The organism is Lysobacter silvisoli (assembly GCF_003382365.1).
Taxonomy (GTDB): Bacteria; Pseudomonadota; Gammaproteobacteria; order Xanthomonadales; family Xanthomonadaceae; genus Lysobacter; species Lysobacter silvisoli.
Genome location: NZ_QTSU01000004.1, coordinates 1 through 16,957, shown reverse-complemented (window position 1 = coordinate 16,957; position 16,957 = coordinate 1). Strand labels below are relative to the sequence as shown.

The following is a 16,957-nucleotide window of genomic DNA, read 5'->3' as shown; positions in this document are numbered from 1 at the left end:
GGCCCGAGGTCCGGGGCGCCCCAGGCGCCGGGCGCGGCGAAATTCTTGTTCTAGGAGCGATGTAGATGCGATTGGTACTTCTGGGCGCGCCCGGTTCCGGCAAGGGCACGCAGGCAGCGCGACTCAAGGACCACCTGCAGGTGCCGCACATTTCCACCGGCGATCTGCTGCGCGGCGAAGTGGCCGCCGGCACCAAGCTGGGCCTGGAAGCCAAGGCGGTGATGGACGCCGGCAACCTGGTCAGCGACGAGATCCTGCTGGGCATGCTGGAAGACCGTTTCTCGCGCCCGGACACCGCCGGCGGTTTCATCCTCGACGGCTACCCGCGCAACCTGGCCCAGGCCGATGCGCTGGACGCGCTGCTGAAGCGGATCGGCCAGCCCATGGACTACGCCGTGCAGCTGGAAGTGCCGACCGACCTGCTGGTCACCCGCATCGCCGGCCGCGCCGCCGAGCAGGGCCGCAAGGACGACAGCCCCGAAGCCGTGCGCACCCGTCTGAAGGTCTACGACGACGTGACCGCGCCGGTGATCGAGTACTACCGCCAGCACGGCCGCCTGACCGTGGTCGACGGCGTGGGCTCGCTGGACGACGTGTTCACGCGTTTGATCGAGGCGCTGTCGCCGGCGCCGGTGGTGGGCTGATTCCGTATCCGCTTGCGCTTTGCTCCCTCTCCCGCTTGCGGGAGAGGCTTGGGGTGAGGCACACGAGTTTTCGCTCCCTCTCCCGCTTGCGGGAGAGGGTTGGGGTGAGGGCACGCGAGTTTTCGCTCCCTCTCCCGCTTGCGGGAGAGGGTTGGGGTGAGGGCACGCGAATCCCGGGTTACGGCGCGAGTTTCGGAGGCGCGGCGCTGAAGGTTGAGCTTGCGTCGTATGCCGATTGTCGCGTGCCCTCACCCCTTGCCCTCTCCCGCAAGCGGGAGGGGGGGAGTCGGTGCCGTGCGGGAGTCGCTCCGTCGAACTTGCGCTGTCTTATCGGGAATTTCGGATCTTGAAGCTTCATATTTTGGGCATCGCCGGCACCTTCATGGGCGGCGTCGCCGCGCTCGCGCGCGAACTGGGCCATGAGGTCGAAGGCAGCGACCAGGCGGTGTACCCGCCCATGTCGACCCAGCTCGAACGCCTGGGCATCGTCCTGCAGCAGGGCTACCGGCCCGAGCACATTTCCGCCGACTGCGACGAGATCGTGATCGGCAATGCGCTCTCGCGCGGCAACGACGCGGTCGAGCAGGTGCTGGACGAGGGCCGCAAGTACAACTCCGGCGCGCAGTGGCTGTCCGAAAGGGTGCTGCCCGGCCGCGACACCCTGGCCGTGGCCGGCACCCACGGCAAGACCACGACCACCAGCATCCTGACCTGGCTGCTGGAAGCGGCCGGCCGCCAGCCAGGCTTCCTGATCGGCGGCGTGGCCGAGGACTTCGGCGCCTCCGCGCGTATCGGCCAGGGTCGCGAGTTCGTGGTCGAGGCCGACGAATACGACACCGCGTTCTTCGACAAGCGCAGCAAGTTCGTCCACTACCGCCCGCTGGTCGCCATCCTCAACAACCTCGAATACGACCACGCCGACATCTTCCCCGACGTGGCCGCGATCGAGCGCCAGTTCCACCATCTGGTGCGCACCGTGCCGCGCCGCGGCCGCCTGATCGTCAACGGCGAGGACGCGCACCTGGCCAAGGTGCTGGCGATGGGCTGCTGGACGCCGGTGGAGACCTTCGGCCTGGACTCCGCGGCCGCGCAGGCGCCCGCGCGCGAGGGCGCGGCCTACACCTGGAGCGCGCGCCTGCTCGCCGCCGACGGCAGCGCCTTCGTGGTGCTGCACGAAGGCCGCCAGATCGGCGAAGCGCGCTGGCCGCTGCTGGGCCGGCACAACGTGATGAACGCGCTGGCCGCGCTCGCCGCCGCCCACGCGGTGGGCGTGGACGTGGCCGCGGTGCTGCCGGCGCTGGCGAACTTCCGCAGCGTCAAGCGCCGCCTGGAAGTGATCGGCCAGGCCGACGGCATCACCGTCTACGACGACTTCGCCCACCATCCCACCGCCATCGCCACCACCCTGGCCGGCCTGCGCGCCAAGGTCGGCGATGCGCGCATCGTGGTGGCCATGGAGCCGCGCAGCAATTCCATGCGCCTGGGCGCGCACGCCGACGCCTTGGCGCCGTCGCTGGACGGCGCCGACACCGTGGTGTTCCTGCACCGCCCCGAGCTGTCCTGGGACGCGGGCAAGGTCGTCGCCGGCCTGCGCGGCGAAGGCGTCACCGCCGCCGACGTCGAACAGCTGATCGGCGCGCTGCGCAGCCGCGTGCGCTCCGGCGACCACGTGGTCTTCATGTCCAACGGCGGCTTCGACGCCGCTCCGCGGCGCTTCCTGGCGGCGCTGCGCGGCGAAGCCTGATCGCCGCTCCGCGGCTGAGCCTTCGTTTTCCCTCTCCCGCTTGCGGGGTGAGGGGCGGCGCTTGCGAGCCATTGGCTCGCGCTGCACCGAACGCCCGACCGCTATGAGGTCGGGCCGGGGCGTGGTTAGGGTGAGGGGATGAGCGCGCAGCGCGAATGCTCTTGATCTCCGCGCCCATGCTGCATACGCGGTCCCTAAAGCGTCCTCCGAAGCCGCCTACGAAAGCGAAGTCCTTACTTCGTCTCACACAGCCACCGAGCAATCGCCGTAGCCGAAGGGGCGCGGTCGCGGCTCGCGCCGCTCCTGCAGGGCGACGCCATGGCGTTCGACGTGATTGCGGGTGCGCGGTCGCGGCTCATGCCGCTCCTACCCCAAAGCAGGCGCATCGCGAGGCGAGGGACGGCTTGCGCCTGAACGGAAATGCCCCTGTCGGCATCGCAGCCGCGCTCGCCCACTGGCGAAAGCCAACTTCAGATTGCCAAAGGCGCCGGCTTTCCACCGCTGTGCCGACCCGTCCGGCCGCCACCCCTTCCCCGTCCCGCAAACGCCCTTCGGGTTCATGAAGTGCCTAAAATATGTATGTTGTGTGCCACAAACCACGGCCCCGAAACGAAAGCTCCAGCAGAAATACCTTTCCAATTAGGCAAGCCCAAATAGCCATCCAAGACACATTGAAAGAGCCATATCTCAAGGACCGCTGCGCAACAATCGGTTGCGTAACAACGGCCCGCGGCTTCCCACCGAGGGCCCCCATCAGCCCCTGACAGGACGCCCGGGCGCCCCGAATGCGCAGTACTCCGCACGAAGATTTCGCGCAACGCCTCCAGCAAGTCCTGGACTACTCCGGTTTCCCCAAAGGCCGTGCCCGTACCGGCGCCCTGGCGCTGCGCTACAACGTCAGCCGCGAAACCGCGCGCAAATGGCTCACCGGCCTGACCCTGCCCGAACTGACCCGCATCATCAGCATCGCCGAGCAGCAGAACGTGAGCCTGGAATGGCTGGCCACCGGCCGCGGCACCTTGCAGGGCGAGTCGCTGTCGGTGCGCGAAGAGCCCGGCAAGTACGGCGACCCGGACGAACTGCATCTGGTCGGCCTGGTCCGCCGGCTCACCCGCAAGAAGCGCCGCGCCCTGCTCGAACTGCTGGACGCGCACTGAGCCGCGGCGGCGCCGGCCGCCTTACACTGCCGGCATGTCCATCGCCGCCGACGCCGAATCGCTCGGGCTGTTTCCCCTGCACACCGTGCTGGTGCCGGGCGCGTCGCTGAGCCTGCGCGTGTTCGAGCCGCGTTACCTGGACCTGGTGCGCGAATGCGGCCGCCGCGGCCGCGGCTTCGGCGTGTGCCTGATCCTGGACGGCGAGGAAGTCGGCGCGCCCGCCTCGGCGGCCGCGTTCGGCACCGAGGCCGTGATCGAGGATTTCGGCGCCAGCAGCGACGGCCTGCTGACCCTGCGCGTGCGCGGCGCCCGCCGCTTCCACGTGCGCCGCGTGCGCGTGCGCGACAACGGCCTGCAGATGGCCGATGTGGAGTGGTGCGCGCCCGATCCCGAGCAGCCGGTGCGCCCCGAGCACGGCCTGCTGTCGGTGCTGTTGCAGCAACTGCTGGACCGCTTCGGCGGCGAACACGCCAAGGCGCCGCAGGCGCAGTTGGACGACGCGGCCTGGGTCGGCTGGCGCCTGGCCGAACTGCTGCCGCTGCAGCACGCCGAACGCCAGGCGTTGCTGCAGCTGGACGAGCCGGAGCGGCGCATGGACCGGCTGCTGACTCTGCTGCGTTAGCGGGGCGTAAAGCAAATCCCCCTCGATCCCCCTTTTCCAAAGGGGGAAGACAGGCGGCGGCGACCGGGCTGTGCTCCGCTAGCCCCCTTTGACAAAGGGGGCGGGCGTCCGCGCAGCGGACGACGGGGGATTTGCTTTTGCAGTTGCCGTTGCTCCGTGGCGCCAACAGCAAATCCCCCTCAATCCCCCTTTTCCAAAGGGGGAAGACAAGCGGCGGCGACGACGGGCGGTGCTCTGCTAGCCCCCTTCGACAAAGGGGGCGGGCGTCCGCGTAGCGGACGACGGGGGATTTGCTTTTGCTGTTGCCGTTGCTTCGCGGCGCCAACAGCAAATCCCCCTCAATCCCCCTTTTCCAAAGGGGCAAGACAAGCGGCAGCGACGTCTGGCCTCTTTTTGCCAAGAGCTACCTAGGCAACTCCCCGCCCGCCGGCTGCGTCCGCAACCGCAGCACCGGCGTCCCGCCGAAGCCCTGCGCCTCCACGCCGCCGAAGCCCGCCAACGCGCGCGCCGCGGCCGCATGCGCGCGCGCGTCGTCGGCGGCGCTGGGCAGCCACAGCGCCGCCGCGTCCAGGGGCTTGTTGAGCTTCAGCACCTGGGCCGTGCCCAGCCACAGCGGCGTGCCGTCGTCCAGGGTCGCCGGCGCCGGCCACAGCCGCAGCGCGTACTGCTCGTCGGGCGTTTCGCCGGGGCGCAGCAGCAGCAGCGCTTCGGCCTGCGCGTCCAGCGTAGCCGGCAGCACCGCCTGCTCCTGCGCCGGCATGTCGTCGTCGAGCAGGGCGATCGTGGCCAGCCAATCGGCCTGCGGCTGCGCGCGCCAGCCCTGCGCCTGCAGCGCGGCGCGCAGCGGCTCCAGCGGGCCGGCCACCTGCAGGTCCAGCGGCCAGCGCCGGCGCAGGTCGCGTTCGTTGCGATGCTGGGGCAGGGTGGCCCAGTCGCGGCTCCACCAGTCGTCGGCCGCCAGCACCCGCGTGGGCGCGACCGCGGCGAACTTGGCCAGCAACTCGTCGGCCGAGCGCGGCGCGTGCCAGATCGCGGCGGCGGCGAAGCTGCCGTAGAACAGCACGGCCAAGGGCCGCATCCAGAACGAACGCGACACGTGGCGGCGGTAGGCGATGCCCAGCACCAGCAGCCAGACGATGCCGAACAAGGTGCCGCCGACCAGATCGCTGGGCCAGTGCGCGCCCAGGTACAAGCGGGCGAAGCCGACCACGGTGGTGACCACGCCGGCCAACAGGTAGGGCCACACGCGTTGGCGGCCGGGCAGCTCGCGCGCGATCAGCACCGCGAAGAAGCCGAACACGATCGTGGTCATGGTGACCGCGACCGAGGGGAAGCCGAAGCCGGCCGGCGCGGTCGGCGGGCGCGGCATGTCGATGGCCGCTTCCAGCAGCGAGGTCAGCGCCAGGCCGAACACGATCGCCGCGACCCAGTGCGCGGCCGCCATCCAGCGCCGCCGCCACAGCAGATAGCCCAGCGCGACCAGCGCCGCCGGCGCCAGCACCGCGGCCTCGCCCAGCGTGGCCAGCCCGGCCATCAGCCGGTCGGCGAGCGGATTGCGCAGGCTCCACATCAGCTCGTGGATGCTGTGGTCCAGTTGCAGCGGGCCGCCGCTGGCCAGCAGCGAGGCCAGCAGGGTGAACCAGACCCAGCTGATGCCGAGCAGGCACACCGCCAGCAGCGCCAGCGAAGCCGATTCGGGCCGGTTCGGGTCGATCAGCGCCTCGGCGTAGCGGCCCATGCGCGGGTGCCGCCGGGTCCAGCGCAGCGCGCGCGCGAGCAGGTTGTTGGCGTGCGCGGCGAACCAGCGCCAGGTGTAGAGCACGCAGGCGTAGACCAGGGCCACCGCGGCGAGCAGGCCGCCCAGCACCAGGGCCAGGCGGTCGGCCACCGCAGCCACCGCCTCGTAAGACGCGCCCAGCACCCAGCCCGGCGCCAGGAAGGCCGCGGCCCAGGCTACGCAGGCCAGCAGGCTGGGCAGTGCGTAACGGCGCATGGGCATGCGCAGCATGCCGGCGATGGCCGGCACGAACGGGCGCACCGCGCCGACGAAGCGCGCGATCACGATGCTCTTGCTGCCGTGGCGGCGGAACAACTGCTCGCCCCGGTCCAGCCATTGCGGGTAGCGCGAGAACGGCCAGCGCTGGCGCAACTGCGGGCCCCAGCGGTAGCCCACCCAGTAACTGAGTCCGTCGCCGGCGAAGGCGCCCAGCGCCGCGCAGGCCAGCGCATACGGCCCGCTGATGTGGCCCAGGCCCACCAGCGCGCCCACCGCGAACAGCAGCGGCAGCGCCGGCACCACGATGCCCACCAGGATCAGGGCGTCGCAGAACGCGATCAGGAAGATCACCGCGCCAGCGGCGGTGGGGTTCGCCGCGATCCATGCGGTCGCGCTTTCGAGCCAGGCAGAATCCATGGGCCGATTATAGGGAACCGGGATTGGGGTTCGGCACTAAAGATTCGTGAGGCGCAAGGGGTTGCGCCGTTACACTGCAGCGATGACAGTTGACACCGCGGTTCTTGTCGCGGTGCCCCACTGACCTCCTGCGTGCAGCCCGGCCTTGCCCATCTCCGATTACGACACCCCCGCCGCCGTCGAAGTGGCCGCGCTCAAGGCCGACAGCTTCGGCCGCATCGCCCTGATGCGCGAAGGCGAGCGCCTGTTCGTGCGCCGCGACCTGGCCCACGTGCCCTGGTGGCTGCGCCTGCCGGCCTGGTGGCTGGCGCGGCGCGAGGCGCGCGCGCTGGCCTGCGTGAGCGGCCTGGCCGCGCCGCAGCTGCTGCGCTGGGACGGCCGCCGACTGGACCGCAGTTACCTGGACGGCGCGGCCATGTACCAGCGCCCGCCGCACGGCGATGTGGCCTATTTCCGCGATGCGCGCCGGCTGCTGCAGCAACTGCACCGCGGCGGCGTGGCCCATAACGACCTGGCCAAGGAAGCCAACTGGCTGGTGCTGACCGACGGTTCGCCGGCGCTGATCGATTTCCAGCTCGCCGTGCGCGGCCACCCGCGCTCGCGCTGGATGCGCCTGCTCGCGCGCGAGGATCTGCGCCACTTGCTCAAGCACAAGCGCACCTACTGCCCGCAGGCGCTGACCCCGGTGGAACGGCGCGTGCTCAAGCGCCGCTCCTGGCTGCGCGAGGCCTGGTTCGCCACCGGCAAGCCGGTGTACCGCTTCGTCACCCGGCGCATCCTGCATTGGGAAGACAACGAGGGGCAGGGGCCCAAGCCCTGAAGTTCGACTCGGGCCGTCGCGCTCTTGCCGTCATTCCCGCGAAGGCGGGAATCCAGGGACTTCAGCGCGCGGCCCGGCCGCTTGGCCGATGTTCGGCTGCGCCGCAGCGAAACGCAGTCCGCCTTCGCGGCCCTGACGGCAGCGTTGCGCCATCGCCAATCCGATTAGGATGAGCGCCGTTACCCTCCTCCAACGGACTTACCCATGTCCCTGTCCGGCAAGACCCTCTTCATCACCGGCGCCTCGCGCGGCATCGGCCGCGCCATCGCCCTGCGCGCCGCGCGCGACGGCGCCAACGTGGCCGTGGCCGCCAAGTCCGCGGTCGCCAATCCCAAGCTGCCCGGCACCATCCACAGCGTGGCCGCCGAAATCGAAGCCGCCGGCGGCCGGGCCCTGGCGCTGAAGTGCGACATCCGCGAGGAAGACGACGTACGGGCTTCGGTCGCGGCCACCGTCGACGCCTTCGGCGGCATCGACATCCTGGTCAACAACGCCAGCGCGATCTGGCTGCGCGGCGCGCTGGACACGCCGATGAAGCGCTTCGACCTGATGCAGCAGGTCAACGCGCGCGGCAGCTTCCTATGCGCGCAGGCCTGCCTGCCGCACCTGCTGCAGGCGCCCAACCCGCACATCCTGACCCTGGCGCCGCCGCCCAGCCTGGAGCCCAAGTGGTGGGGCCCGCACACCGGCTACACCCTGGCCAAGATGGGCATGAGCTTCGTCACCCTGGGCCTGGCCGCCGAGTTCGGTCCGCAGGGCGTGGCGGTCAACGCGCTGTGGCCGCGCACGGTGATCGCCACCGATGCGATCAACATGATCCCCGGCGTGCAGGGCGAGCGCTGCCGCACCCCGGACATCGTCGCCGACGCCGCCCACGCGGTGCTGACCCAGCCCGCGCAGGGCTACTACGGCCGCTTCCTGATCGACGAGGACGTGCTCTCGGCGCAGGGCGTGAGCGATTTCAGCCGCTACGCCGTCGACCCGAGCCAGCCGCTGCTGCCCGACCTGTTTCTGTGATCGCAACGCGGCACAGGGTGCGTCGCACCGCACCCTGTGTCGCTCGCTGTTACTTGCCCTTCGCCGGCGCCTGCTTCAACGCATCCGACAAGGCATACAGCAGGTCGACGTAGAAGCGCTCGGCCTGGGCCAGGCTGGCGATCTTCGAATCGGCCTGCGGCTGCACCACCATGTATTCGTTGGGCGCGTGCGCGCCGCTGCCGTGGCCCAGGCCGCCGGAAATCATCGGCAGGCCCAGGGTCTGGGTGAACACGTAGTAGGGCGCGCTGCCGGCGATGCGCGGCGCGATGGTCGGGGTCAGCCCGTACTTGCGGTAGGTGCCCAGCGCCGCGCGCGACAGCGGCGCGTCCACCGAGGTCTGCGCCGGCGGGTAGCCCGACAGCTGGCGCACTTCGATGTCGTCGAAACCCTGGGCGTCGAGCTGCTTGCGGATCAGCGCCAGCGCCTGCTCCGGCGTCTGGTTCGGCACCAGGCGCGAATCGACCTTGGCCACCGCGCGGTGCGGCAGGATGGTCTTGACGCCCTCGCCGGTGTAGCCGGCGACCAGGCCGTCGATGTTGAGCGTGGTGTCGAACAGCTCCGAGGCCACCGCCTCGCGCACGCTGCGCCCGTTCTTCCAGCGCGAGGCGCCCAGCACCTGCAAGGTCTTGGCCGCGTCCTGCTCGCGCTTGCCGATCAGGCCGTTGTACAAGCGCTGCTCCTCGGCGTTGGGCGGGCGGATCGCGTCGCGGTAGCCGGGCACCGCGATCTCGCCGTCGGCGGTGGTCAGGGTGGACAGCGCCTGCACCAAACGCCAGGTTGGCGAATCCAGCGTGGCCGCCATCGAGCCGTGCACTTCGCTCTTCTGCGAGCCGCCGGTCTTGTCGTTGCCGCGCGCTTCCAGCTCGAAATACAGGATGCCCTTCACCCCCAGGAACATGCTGGCCTGGCCGTCGCGGCCCTGGGTATTCATCGGGAAGAACACGCCGTCGGCCTTGCGCAGCTGCGCCTCGTACTTGGCCACCACCTCCGGGTAGTGCGGCGAGCCCAGTTCTTCTTCGCCCTCGGCCAGCACGATCAGGTTCACCGGGGGCTTGCCGCGCACCTTGATCATCGCCTCCAGCGCGTTGAGGAAGGCGCGTTGCGGGCCCTTCTGGTTGGTGGCGCCGCGCGCCATCAGCACCTTGCCCAGGCCGGGCTCGTCCACCAGCTCGCCCTTGAACGCGTCCACCTTCCAGCCGGTGGGCTCGATCGGCTGCACGTCGTACATCATGTACACCACCAGGGTGTGCTCGGCGCCGGCGTCGTAATAGCCGTACACGCCGGGATGGCCGGAGGTGGGCACCAGCGCGGTGTCGCGGAAGCCCAGCCCCTGCAGGTCGGCGCGCAGCAGCTCGGCCATCTCCTTCACGCCCTTGTTCTGCGCACTGATCGAAGGCTGCCGCACCCAGCGCTGCAGCTGCGCCAGGTTCTGCGCGCTGTGCGCGTCCAGATAGGCGTAGACGTCGGCGTAATCGCCGGTATAGGCCGGCACCGAGGTCGCATCGAAGGCGGCGGTTTCGGTGATGACGATCTTCGGCGGCGGCGCCGCCGCGGCCGGTGCGGCCAACAGCAGGGCGGACAGCAGGCAGGACAACGGCGAGCGGCGCGGCAGTCTCATGAGCGTGGAGTTCCCTGGCGATAAGTCCTGCGATTCTGCGCGAGCGCACCGGCTCGCCGCATGACGCAGCGCACAGTGCGCGCCGTGCTTGTCCCGCCCTTGGCGCACGGCTAAGGTGGGCGCGCTCGCCGGGACGTACCCGGAGCCGTTATGGGAATGGGGATGACGTACTTGCAAGGGCTGCCGGCGTTTGCCGGCTATTTCGCCATCGGCCTGGGCTATGTGGCGCTGTTCCTGGCGCTGTATCTGCAGCTCACTCCGCACCGCGAACTGCAGCTGATCCGCGACGGCAACCTCGCCGCGGCCACCGCCCTGGCCGGCGCCTTGCTCGGCTTCTGCCTGCCGCTGGCCAGCGCCATGGCGCACAGCGTGAGCACCCTGGATCTGGCGCTGTGGGGCGCGGTCGCGCTGCTGGCGCAGGCCATCGCCCACGGCCTGGTGCGCTGGTTGCTGCCCGGCTTCCCGGCGCGGATCGAACGCGGCGAACAGAGCGCCGCTGTGCTCTCGGCCACGCTGCACCTGAGCGTGGGCCTGATCAACGCCGCCGCGATGACCTACTGAGCGATGACCAAGCAGAAAAAGTCCGGCCTCGGCGCGTCGCCCACCATCACCCGCCCCGGCAAACCCAAGCGCAAGCGCTCGCTGGAGGTGCCGCTGCTGTGGTTGGGTGCGGCGGCATTGATCGGCTACCCCTTCGTGCGCGACGCCACCGCCGAAAAGATGGTGCGCGGCGGCTACGCCGACCGCTATAGCTGCGAATGCGACTACCGCGACCGCTGCACCTACGAGGACGGCCGTTGGGTCGGCCCCTGGTATCCGCAGAACGCCCAGGACCCGCGCGACGCCGACAGCGGTAACCGCTGCCGCAGCAGCTACCGCAGCACCTACTACGGTGGCGGCCGCTACTACAGCGGCGATCCCGAGTACCGCGCGCCGACCCAGCAGCGCGGCTACCGCGGTGGCTTCGGCGGCACCGGCGCCACCCGCTCGGCGCGCTCTTAAGACGGCACCATGCGCCGCATCGCCTGCCCGCCGCGCGCCGACTGGCGCGCCCGCGTCGAAGCGCTGGGCTTCGACTTCCACTCGCTGGACGGCGCCTACTGGGTCGACGACGCCTGCTATCGCTTCGACAGCCGTCAGATCGACCGCATCGAGGCCGCGACGGGCGAGTTGCATCAGCTGTGCCTGGAGGCCGCCGCGCACGTGGTCGAGCGCGGCGACTACGCGCAGCTGGGCCTGGATGCCGCCGCCGCCACCTTGATCGAACGCTCCTGGCGTGCGCGCGAACCGGCGGTCTACGGTCGCTTCGACCTGGCCTACGACGGCTACGGCGAGCCCAAACTGCTGGAGTACAACGCCGACACCCCCACCTCGCTGTTCGAGGCTGCGGTGGTGCAGTGGTACTGGTTGGAAGACACGCGTGTCGGCAGCGATCAGTTCAACCTGATCCACGAACGCCTGGTCGAGCGCTGGCCGCAGGTGCTGCCCGCGCACGCCACCGTGCATTTCGCCGGCTGCCTGGAAGCGCCGGAGGACCGCGTCACCGTCGACTACCTGCGCGACACCTGCGCCCAGGCCGGTTTCGCCACGCGCCTGCTCGACATCGCCGACATTGGCTGGCATGCGCAGCGCTACGTCGACCTGGACGAACGCCCGATCGAGCAGTTGTTCAAGCTCTATCCCTGGGAGTGGATGCTGCAGGAAGCCTTCGCCGAACACCTGCCCAGCGCGCCCACGCGCTGGATCGAGCCGGCCTGGAAGCAACTGCTGTCGAACAAGTCGTTGCTGCCGCTGCTGTGGCGGCTGTTCCCCGGCCACCCGAACCTGCTGCCGGCCTCCCACGACCCCGGCGACATCGACGGCGCCGTGGTCGCCAAGCCGCGTTTCGGCCGCGAAGGCGAGGACGTGCGCATCTTCGAGCGCGGCCAGGCCCTGGGCACCGGCGAAACCGTGTATCAGGCCTATGCGCCGCTGTACTCGGGCATCGGCGGCCACGCCGTGCTCGGCGCCTGGGTCGTGGGCGACCGTGCCGCCGGCCTGGGCGTGCGCGAGGACGACGGCCCGGTGACCCGCAACACCAGCCGCTTCGTGCCGCACTGCTTCGACTGAGCCGCGGCGCCGCCGCGCGGGCGGCCGGAATGCGCGACAATCGCGGTTTCCTCCCGTCACCGCAGCGCCGACACCGCCCATGAATACCGCCGAGCTGTTCGCCTTGTCCGAACGCTACTACCTGCCCGTCTACCGCCCGCGCCGGATCGTGCTCGAGCGCGGCCAGGGCGCCCGCGTCTGGGACCGCGACGGCCGCGAGTACGTGGACTTCGGCGCCGGCATCGCGGTCAACGCGCTGGGCCACGCCCACCCGGCGCTGATCGCCGCGCTGACCGAGCAGGCCGGCAAGCTCTGGCACACCAGCAACGTGTTCGTCAGCGAGCCGCCGCTGCGCCTGGCCGCAGCCCTGGTCGAGGCCTCCGGCTTCGCCGAGCGCGTGTTCTTCTGCAACTCCGGCGCCGAGGCCAACGAAGCGGCGATCAAGCTGGTGCGCAAGTGGGCCGCCGCGCAGGGCCGCGCGCCCGAGCGCCGGGTGATCCTCAGTTTCCGCGGCAGCTTCCACGGCCGCACCCTGGCCGCGGTCACCGCCACCGCCCAGCCCAAGTACCACGAAGGTTTCGAGCCGCTGCCGCCGGGCTTCCGCTACAGCGACTTCAACGACCTGGCCGCGGCCGAAGCGGCCATGGCCGACGGCACGGTCTGTGCGGTGCTGGTCGAACCGGTGCAGGGCGAGGGCGGTGTGACCCCGGCCAGCGACGAATTCCTGCAGGGCCTGCGCGCGCTGTGCGACCGCCACGACGCGCTGCTGGTGCTGGACGAGATCCAGTGCGGCATGGGCCGCAGCGGGCACCTGTTCGCCTGCCACGGCTACGGCGTCGTGCCCGACGTGGTCACCCTGGCCAAGGCCCTGGGCAGCGGCTTCCCGATCGGCGCGACCCTGGTCGGCGCGCGCGCCGCACAGACCATGCAGTTCGGCGCCCACGGCACCACCTTCGGCGGCAATCCGCTCGCCGCCGCCGTGGCCAACGCCGCATTGCGCGAGTTGTCCTCGCCCGAACTGCTGGCCAACGTGCGCCGCCAGTCCGACGCGCTGCGCGCCGGCATCGCCGCGCTCGACGCCGAGTTCGCGCTGTTTTCCGAAGTGCGCGGCCGCGGCCTGATGCTGGGCGCGCAGCTGCGCCCCGAGCACGCCGGCAAGGCCGGCGAGATCCTCGACCGCTGCATCGACCACGGCCTGCTGTTGCTGCAGGCCGGCCCCGACGTGCTGCGCTTCGTGCCCGCGCTGAACCTCAGCGACGCCGACCGAGACGAAGGCATGGCGCGCCTGCGCGCGGCGCTGGCCGCGTTCCTGAGCCGATGAGCGGCTGCGTCTTCTGCGCCATCGTGGCCGGCGCAGCGCCGGCCGCGATCGTGCATCAGGACGATATCGCCATCGCGTTCCTGGATCTGCGACAAGCCATTCCCGGCCATGTGCTGGTGGTGCCGCGCACCCACGTGCCCGACCTCTACGCGCTGGACGAAGCCACCGCCGCGCACCTGATGGCGCTGGCGGTGCGCATCGCCAAGGCCCTGGCCGCCGATGGCGTGCCCGACGGCCTCAACCTGTGGCAGTCCAACGGCGAAGCCGGCGGCCAGGAGGTGCCGCACGTGCATCTGCACGTGCATCCGCGCCGTCATGGCGACGGCCTGCTCGATGTGTACCCCAGTGGCGTTCCGGCCCCCACCGATCGCGCGACGCTGGACGCGCTCGCCCACACCATCGCCGCACGCCTGTCCGCGGCCTGACGCCGCGGCAGCGTAGTTCCCCGGCGCGGCTTACAGCAGCGCGAAACTCGCGCGCGCCGCTTCCAGGGTCTGCGCGATCTCCGCCTCGCCATGCGCGCTGGACACGAAGCCGGCCTCGAACGCCGACGGTGCCAGGTACACGCCACGCTCGAGCATGGCGTGGAAGAAGCGGTTGAAGCGCGCCGCATCCGAGGCCTTGGCGTCTTCGAAGGTCTGCACCGGCCCCTCGCGGAAATACAGGCCGAACATGGCCGGCGCGCGGGTGGTGGTGAAGGCGATGCCGGCCGCGCGCGCGGCCGCTTCCAGCCCGTCGCACAGCGCGTGGGTGCGGTGTTCCAGGTCGGCGTGGAAGCCCGGCGCCTGGATCAGCTCCAGCGTGGCCAGGCCCGCGGCCATCGCCACCGGATTGCCGCTGAGCGTGCCGGCCTGATAGATCGGGCCCGCCGGCGCCACCTGGCTCATCAGTTCGCGGCGGCCGCCGTAGGCGCCCACCGGCATGCCGCCGCCGATGATCTTGCCGAACGTGCTCAGGTCCGGCTCGATCCCGTACAGCTGCTGCGCGCCGCCCAGGGCCACGCGGAAACCGGTCATCACCTCGTCGAAGATCAGCAGCGCGCCGTGCTTGGTGCACAGCTCGCGCAGGTGCTGCAGGTAGCCCGGGCGCGGCAGGATGCAGTTGGCGTTGCCGACGATGGGTTCGATGATCAGGCCGGCGATCTGTCCGCCCACTTCGTCGAACAGCCGCGTGGCCGCGTCGAAGTCGTTGTAGGGCAGGGTCAGGGTCAGGTCGGCCAGCGCCGAGGGCACGCCCGGCGAATTCGGCAAGCCCAGGGTCATCACGCCGCTGCCGGCCTTGACCAGGAAGCTGTCGCCGTGGCCGTGGTAGCAGCCCTCGAACTTGACGATGCGCGTGCGCCCGGTCGCGCCGCGCGCCACCCGGATCGCCGACAGCGTGGCCTCGGTGCCGGAGTTGACCATGCGCACCATCTGGCAGCTGGGCACGATACGGGTGATCGCCTCGGCCATCTCCACTTCCAGCGCGTTGGGCACGCCGAAGCTCAGGCCGTCGCGCATGGTCCGCGCCACCGCGTCGAGCACCTGCGGGTGGGCGTGGCCGGCGATCATCGGACCCCAGGAACCCACATAGTCGACGTAGCGGTTGCCGTCCACGTCGTACAGATAAGCGCCTTCGGCGCGTTGGGCGAAGAAGGGCTCGCCGCCCACCGATTTGAACGCGCGCACCGGCGAGTTCACGCCGCCGGGCAGCAGCTCGGAAGCGCGGGTGAACAGGGCGTGCGAACGGGCGTTATTCATGGGCGTGCGGGGCGTCTTGGGGTGAGTAAGGGGTTTGGTACAGCGCGGCATAGGCGCGCGTGGCGGCGGCCGGATCGGGCGCGTCGAACACGCCGCTGATCACCGCCAGCAAGTCGGCGCCGGCGGCCACCAGCGGCCGCGCATTGTCCGGCGTGATTCCGCCGATCGCCACCCGCGGCACGTCCAGCGCGGCTGCGGCCTGCAGCAGGGCCGGCGCGGCGCGGCGCGCCTGCGGTTTGGTCGGCGAGGGAAAGAACGCGCCGAAGGCGACGTAGTCGGCGCCGGCGGCCACCGCCGCCTGCGCCAGTTCGATGCGGTCGTAGCAGGACGCGCCCAGGATCGCCTGCGCGCCCAGCGCCGCCCGCGCCGCGGCCAGCTCGCCGTCGTCCTCGCCCAGGTGCGCGCCATCGGCGCCGATCGCCGCGGCCAGGCGCCAGTCGTCGTTGACGATCAGCGGGACGCCGAAGCGCCGGCACAGCGGCAGCAGCGCCCGCGCCTGACGCTCGCGCGCGGCCGGGTCGGCGGCCTTGTTGCGGTACTGCAGCCAGGCCGCGCCCGCACCCAGCACCGTATCCACCCGCGCCAGCAGGCGGGCGTCGTCGGATTCGTCGGGGGTGATGGCGTAGACGCCGCGGCGCGGCCAGGACGGGTTCATCGGGCGCTTCCATGGGGGCGGCGGGGGTGGGACAATGCGCGTCCCGCAGGAAGCGCATTATCCGCCGATATGCCCGAGACCGCCGTCGCCACCGAATTCCGCACCTGGATGTGCGTCGTGTGTGGCTTCATCTACGACGAGGCCACCGGCCTGCCGGAAGAGGGCATCGCCCCCGGCACCCGCTGGCAGGACGTGCCCGACACCTGGACCTGCCCCGACTGCGGCGTGACCAAGGACGACTTCGAGATGATGGCGGTCTGAGGCCTGCGCCTCAGGGCTTGGGCGCGCCTTCGGACCCGGCGCCGATGCCCGGGCCGAAGTTCAGCACCATGCCGTCGGTCAGCTTCAGCTTGGCCGCCTGGCCTGCATTGAGTTCCAGCACATAGCGCGCCGGTTCGTGGCTGGGGTAGGGCGGGCAGCGGTCGCCGGCCGAGCACGGCGGCACGTCGCGCTGCTGCGACACCAGCTTGCGTTGGCTGTCGAAGTACAGGATGTCCAGCGGGATCTTGGTGTTCTTCATCCAGTACGCCTGCGGCTCCTCGGCGTCGTGGATGAACAGCATGCCGCGGTCCAGGCCCATTTCCTCGCGGAACATCAGGCCCATCTGCCGCTCGTCCTCGTCGTCGGCGACCTCCACCGCATAGCGCTGGCCGGCCAGTTCCACCCAGGGATCGGCGCCGGCGGCGCAGCCGGACAGGGCCAGGCCGCAGCAGGCGACCAGCAGGCGTAGCGTGGACATCGGGCGTTTTCCTTGTTCCGTCAGGGTGCGGCGACCTTCGGCCAGGCCGGCGCGGCGGTCAAGTCGAAAAATTTTCGCCCACCCCCTTCCCAATTCAGCCAGGGCTGTGCACAATGCGCGCCCCGCTGATCGGGACGCCCTCGAGGGGCTGAACGGACCGGCGGGGAGGCAGCAAAAAAGGTTTCGCAAGGTGTTGACGGACGCGAAATCTGCTGTATAGTGTGCGGCTCCCTCGGGCACTTTGGTGACGAGGCGGAAACGAGGCGCTGAGGCCGGTTTCCTTGATCTTTGACAGTGTGCGCAGGTGACTTGTGCGGGCGTCTGGCCGGTGGCGTTGTCCATCAGCAGACGTTCGTAAC

At 70.6% G+C, this 16,957-nt stretch carries 17 protein-coding genes; 12 read left to right on the top strand and 5 right to left on the bottom strand.

Annotated elements, in window-relative coordinates; genetic code table 11:
• The first annotated feature begins 65 nt into the window (after window positions 1-65).
• From DX914_RS17825 to DX914_RS17810, 4 genes are all read left to right on the top strand, one after another.
• Complete coding sequence (locus DX914_RS17825) at window positions 66-644, top strand: adenylate kinase (protein WP_115861320.1); 579 nt, start codon at window positions 66-68, stop codon at window positions 642-644.
• 382 nt (window positions 645-1,026) lie between these two features.
• Entirely contained in the window at window positions 1,027-2,388 is a 1,362-nt protein-coding gene (gene mpl / locus DX914_RS17820; protein WP_231118332.1) for a UDP-N-acetylmuramate:L-alanyl-gamma-D-glutamyl-meso-diaminopimelate ligase, read from the top strand.
• A gap of 785 nt (window positions 2,389-3,173) precedes the next feature.
• Window positions 3,174-3,545 (top strand): helix-turn-helix domain-containing protein, encoded by a 372-nt coding sequence (locus tag DX914_RS17815; RefSeq protein WP_115861318.1) that lies wholly within the window; start codon window positions 3,174-3,176, stop codon window positions 3,543-3,545.
• A gap of 34 nt (window positions 3,546-3,579) precedes the next feature.
• Window positions 3,580-4,167 carry an LON peptidase substrate-binding domain-containing protein gene (locus tag DX914_RS17810; protein WP_115861316.1) on the top strand — a complete coding sequence of 196 codons (588 nt, stop codon included), beginning with the start codon at window positions 3,580-3,582 and terminating at the stop codon, window positions 4,165-4,167.
• Between the two features lie 403 nt (window positions 4,168-4,570).
• On the opposite strand, the gene DX914_RS17805 is transcribed toward DX914_RS17810, so the two are convergent.
• Window positions 4,571-6,580 (bottom strand): bifunctional DedA family/phosphatase PAP2 family protein, encoded by a 2,010-nt coding sequence (locus tag DX914_RS17805; protein ID WP_115861315.1) that lies wholly within the window; start codon window positions 6,578-6,580, stop codon window positions 4,571-4,573.
• Window positions 6,581-6,725: 145 nt separating this feature from the next.
• Here DX914_RS17805 and DX914_RS17800 point away from each other — a divergent pair, with 145 nt between their 5' ends.
• Window positions 6,726-7,400 (top strand): protein kinase family protein, encoded by a 675-nt coding sequence (locus tag DX914_RS17800; protein WP_231118323.1) that lies wholly within the window; start codon window positions 6,726-6,728, stop codon window positions 7,398-7,400.
• Window positions 7,401-7,604: 204 nt separating this feature from the next.
• Window positions 7,605-8,417, top strand: a complete 813-nt coding sequence (locus DX914_RS17795; RefSeq protein ID WP_115861314.1) for an SDR family oxidoreductase — start codon at window positions 7,605-7,607, stop codon at window positions 8,415-8,417.
• 49 nt (window positions 8,418-8,466) lie between these two features.
• On the opposite strand, the gene DX914_RS17790 is transcribed toward DX914_RS17795, so the two are convergent.
• Window positions 8,467-10,056 carry a M20/M25/M40 family metallo-hydrolase gene (locus DX914_RS17790; protein WP_196778958.1) on the bottom strand — a complete coding sequence of 530 codons (1,590 nt, stop codon included), beginning with the start codon at window positions 10,054-10,056 and terminating at the stop codon, window positions 8,467-8,469.
• Window positions 10,057-10,218: 162 nt separating this feature from the next.
• On the opposite strand from DX914_RS17790, the gene DX914_RS17785 reads away from it, so the two are divergent.
• From DX914_RS17785 to DX914_RS17765, 5 genes are all read left to right on the top strand, one after another.
• A complete protein-coding gene (locus DX914_RS17785) occupies window positions 10,219-10,617 on the top strand; it encodes a DUF350 domain-containing protein (RefSeq protein WP_115861312.1) in 399 nt (132 codons plus the stop codon).
• 3 nt (window positions 10,618-10,620) lie between these two features.
• Window positions 10,621-11,058 carry a hypothetical protein gene (locus DX914_RS17780; protein WP_115861310.1) on the top strand — a complete coding sequence of 146 codons (438 nt, stop codon included), beginning with the start codon at window positions 10,621-10,623 and terminating at the stop codon, window positions 11,056-11,058.
• Between the two features lie 9 nt (window positions 11,059-11,067).
• Window positions 11,068-12,165 carry a glutathionylspermidine synthase family protein gene (locus DX914_RS17775; protein WP_115861308.1) on the top strand — a complete coding sequence of 366 codons (1,098 nt, stop codon included), beginning with the start codon at window positions 11,068-11,070 and terminating at the stop codon, window positions 12,163-12,165.
• Between the two features lie 79 nt (window positions 12,166-12,244).
• Window positions 12,245-13,465, top strand: coding sequence for an acetylornithine/succinyldiaminopimelate transaminase (locus DX914_RS17770; RefSeq protein WP_115861306.1), 1,221 nt, complete (start codon window positions 12,245-12,247; stop codon window positions 13,463-13,465).
• The gene (locus tag DX914_RS17765; protein WP_115861304.1) at window positions 13,462-13,890 is read left to right on the top strand and encodes an HIT family protein; all 429 of its coding nucleotides are present in this window, start codon (window positions 13,462-13,464) and stop codon (window positions 13,888-13,890) included. The genes DX914_RS17770 and DX914_RS17765 overlap by 4 nt, the downstream gene beginning before the upstream one ends.
• A gap of 30 nt (window positions 13,891-13,920) precedes the next feature.
• On the opposite strand, the gene hemL is transcribed toward DX914_RS17765, so the two are convergent.
• Together hemL and thiE are read right to left on the bottom strand one after the other, a co-directional pair.
• Window positions 13,921-15,204 (bottom strand): glutamate-1-semialdehyde 2,1-aminomutase, encoded by a 1,284-nt coding sequence (gene hemL / locus DX914_RS17760; protein ID WP_115861302.1) that lies wholly within the window; start codon window positions 15,202-15,204, stop codon window positions 13,921-13,923.
• Window positions 15,197-15,859 carry a thiamine phosphate synthase gene (thiE, locus tag DX914_RS17755; RefSeq protein WP_115861300.1) on the bottom strand — a complete coding sequence of 221 codons (663 nt, stop codon included), beginning with the start codon at window positions 15,857-15,859 and terminating at the stop codon, window positions 15,197-15,199. Before thiE ends, hemL begins: the two co-directional genes overlap by 8 nt.
• Before the next feature lie 69 nt (window positions 15,860-15,928).
• Here thiE and DX914_RS17750 point away from each other — a divergent pair, with 69 nt between their 5' ends.
• A complete protein-coding gene (locus DX914_RS17750; protein ID WP_115861298.1) occupies window positions 15,929-16,120 on the top strand; it encodes a rubredoxin in 192 nt (63 codons plus the stop codon).
• A 10-nt stretch (window positions 16,121-16,130) separates the two neighbouring features.
• Here DX914_RS17750 and DX914_RS17745 read toward each other — a convergent pair whose 3' ends face one another.
• Window positions 16,131-16,598, bottom strand: coding sequence for a DUF192 domain-containing protein (locus DX914_RS17745; RefSeq protein ID WP_115861296.1), 468 nt, complete (start codon window positions 16,596-16,598; stop codon window positions 16,131-16,133).
• Between the last annotated feature and the right edge of the window lie 359 nt (window positions 16,599-16,957).

What these genes read in the sequence shown, in the direction of transcription:
- DX914_RS17770 (WP_115861306.1), top strand. Translation starts at nt 12,245, where the DNA reads ATGAATACCGCCGAGCTGTTCGCCTTGTCCGAACGCTACTACCTGCCC.
- DX914_RS17825 (WP_115861320.1), top strand. Translation starts at nt 66, where the DNA reads ATGCGATTGGTACTTCTGGGCGCGCCCGGTTCCGGCAAGGGCACGCAG.
- DX914_RS17750 (WP_115861298.1), top strand. Translation starts at nt 15,929, where the DNA reads ATGCCCGAGACCGCCGTCGCCACCGAATTCCGCACCTGGATGTGCGTC.
- thiE (WP_115861300.1), bottom strand. Translation starts at nt 15,859, where the DNA reads ATGAACCCGTCCTGGCCGCGCCGCGGCGTCTACGCCATCACCCCCGAC.
- DX914_RS17810 (WP_115861316.1), top strand. Translation starts at nt 3,580, where the DNA reads ATGTCCATCGCCGCCGACGCCGAATCGCTCGGGCTGTTTCCCCTGCAC.
- DX914_RS17795 (WP_115861314.1), top strand. Translation starts at nt 7,605, where the DNA reads ATGTCCCTGTCCGGCAAGACCCTCTTCATCACCGGCGCCTCGCGCGGC.
- DX914_RS17780 (WP_115861310.1), top strand. Translation starts at nt 10,621, where the DNA reads ATGACCAAGCAGAAAAAGTCCGGCCTCGGCGCGTCGCCCACCATCACC.
- DX914_RS17815 (WP_115861318.1), top strand. Translation starts at nt 3,174, where the DNA reads ATGCGCAGTACTCCGCACGAAGATTTCGCGCAACGCCTCCAGCAAGTC.
- DX914_RS17745 (WP_115861296.1), bottom strand. Translation starts at nt 16,598, where the DNA reads ATGTCCACGCTACGCCTGCTGGTCGCCTGCTGCGGCCTGGCCCTGTCC.
- DX914_RS17785 (WP_115861312.1), top strand. Translation starts at nt 10,219, where the DNA reads ATGACGTACTTGCAAGGGCTGCCGGCGTTTGCCGGCTATTTCGCCATC.
- mpl (WP_231118332.1), top strand. Translation starts at nt 1,027, where the DNA reads ATGGGCGGCGTCGCCGCGCTCGCGCGCGAACTGGGCCATGAGGTCGAA.
- hemL (WP_115861302.1), bottom strand. Translation starts at nt 15,204, where the DNA reads ATGAATAACGCCCGTTCGCACGCCCTGTTCACCCGCGCTTCCGAGCTG.
- DX914_RS17805 (WP_115861315.1), bottom strand. Translation starts at nt 6,580, where the DNA reads ATGGATTCTGCCTGGCTCGAAAGCGCGACCGCATGGATCGCGGCGAAC.
- DX914_RS17790 (WP_196778958.1), bottom strand. Translation starts at nt 10,056, where the DNA reads ATGAGACTGCCGCGCCGCTCGCCGTTGTCCTGCCTGCTGTCCGCCCTG.
- DX914_RS17775 (WP_115861308.1), top strand. Translation starts at nt 11,068, where the DNA reads ATGCGCCGCATCGCCTGCCCGCCGCGCGCCGACTGGCGCGCCCGCGTC.
- DX914_RS17765 (WP_115861304.1), top strand. Translation starts at nt 13,462, where the DNA reads ATGAGCGGCTGCGTCTTCTGCGCCATCGTGGCCGGCGCAGCGCCGGCC.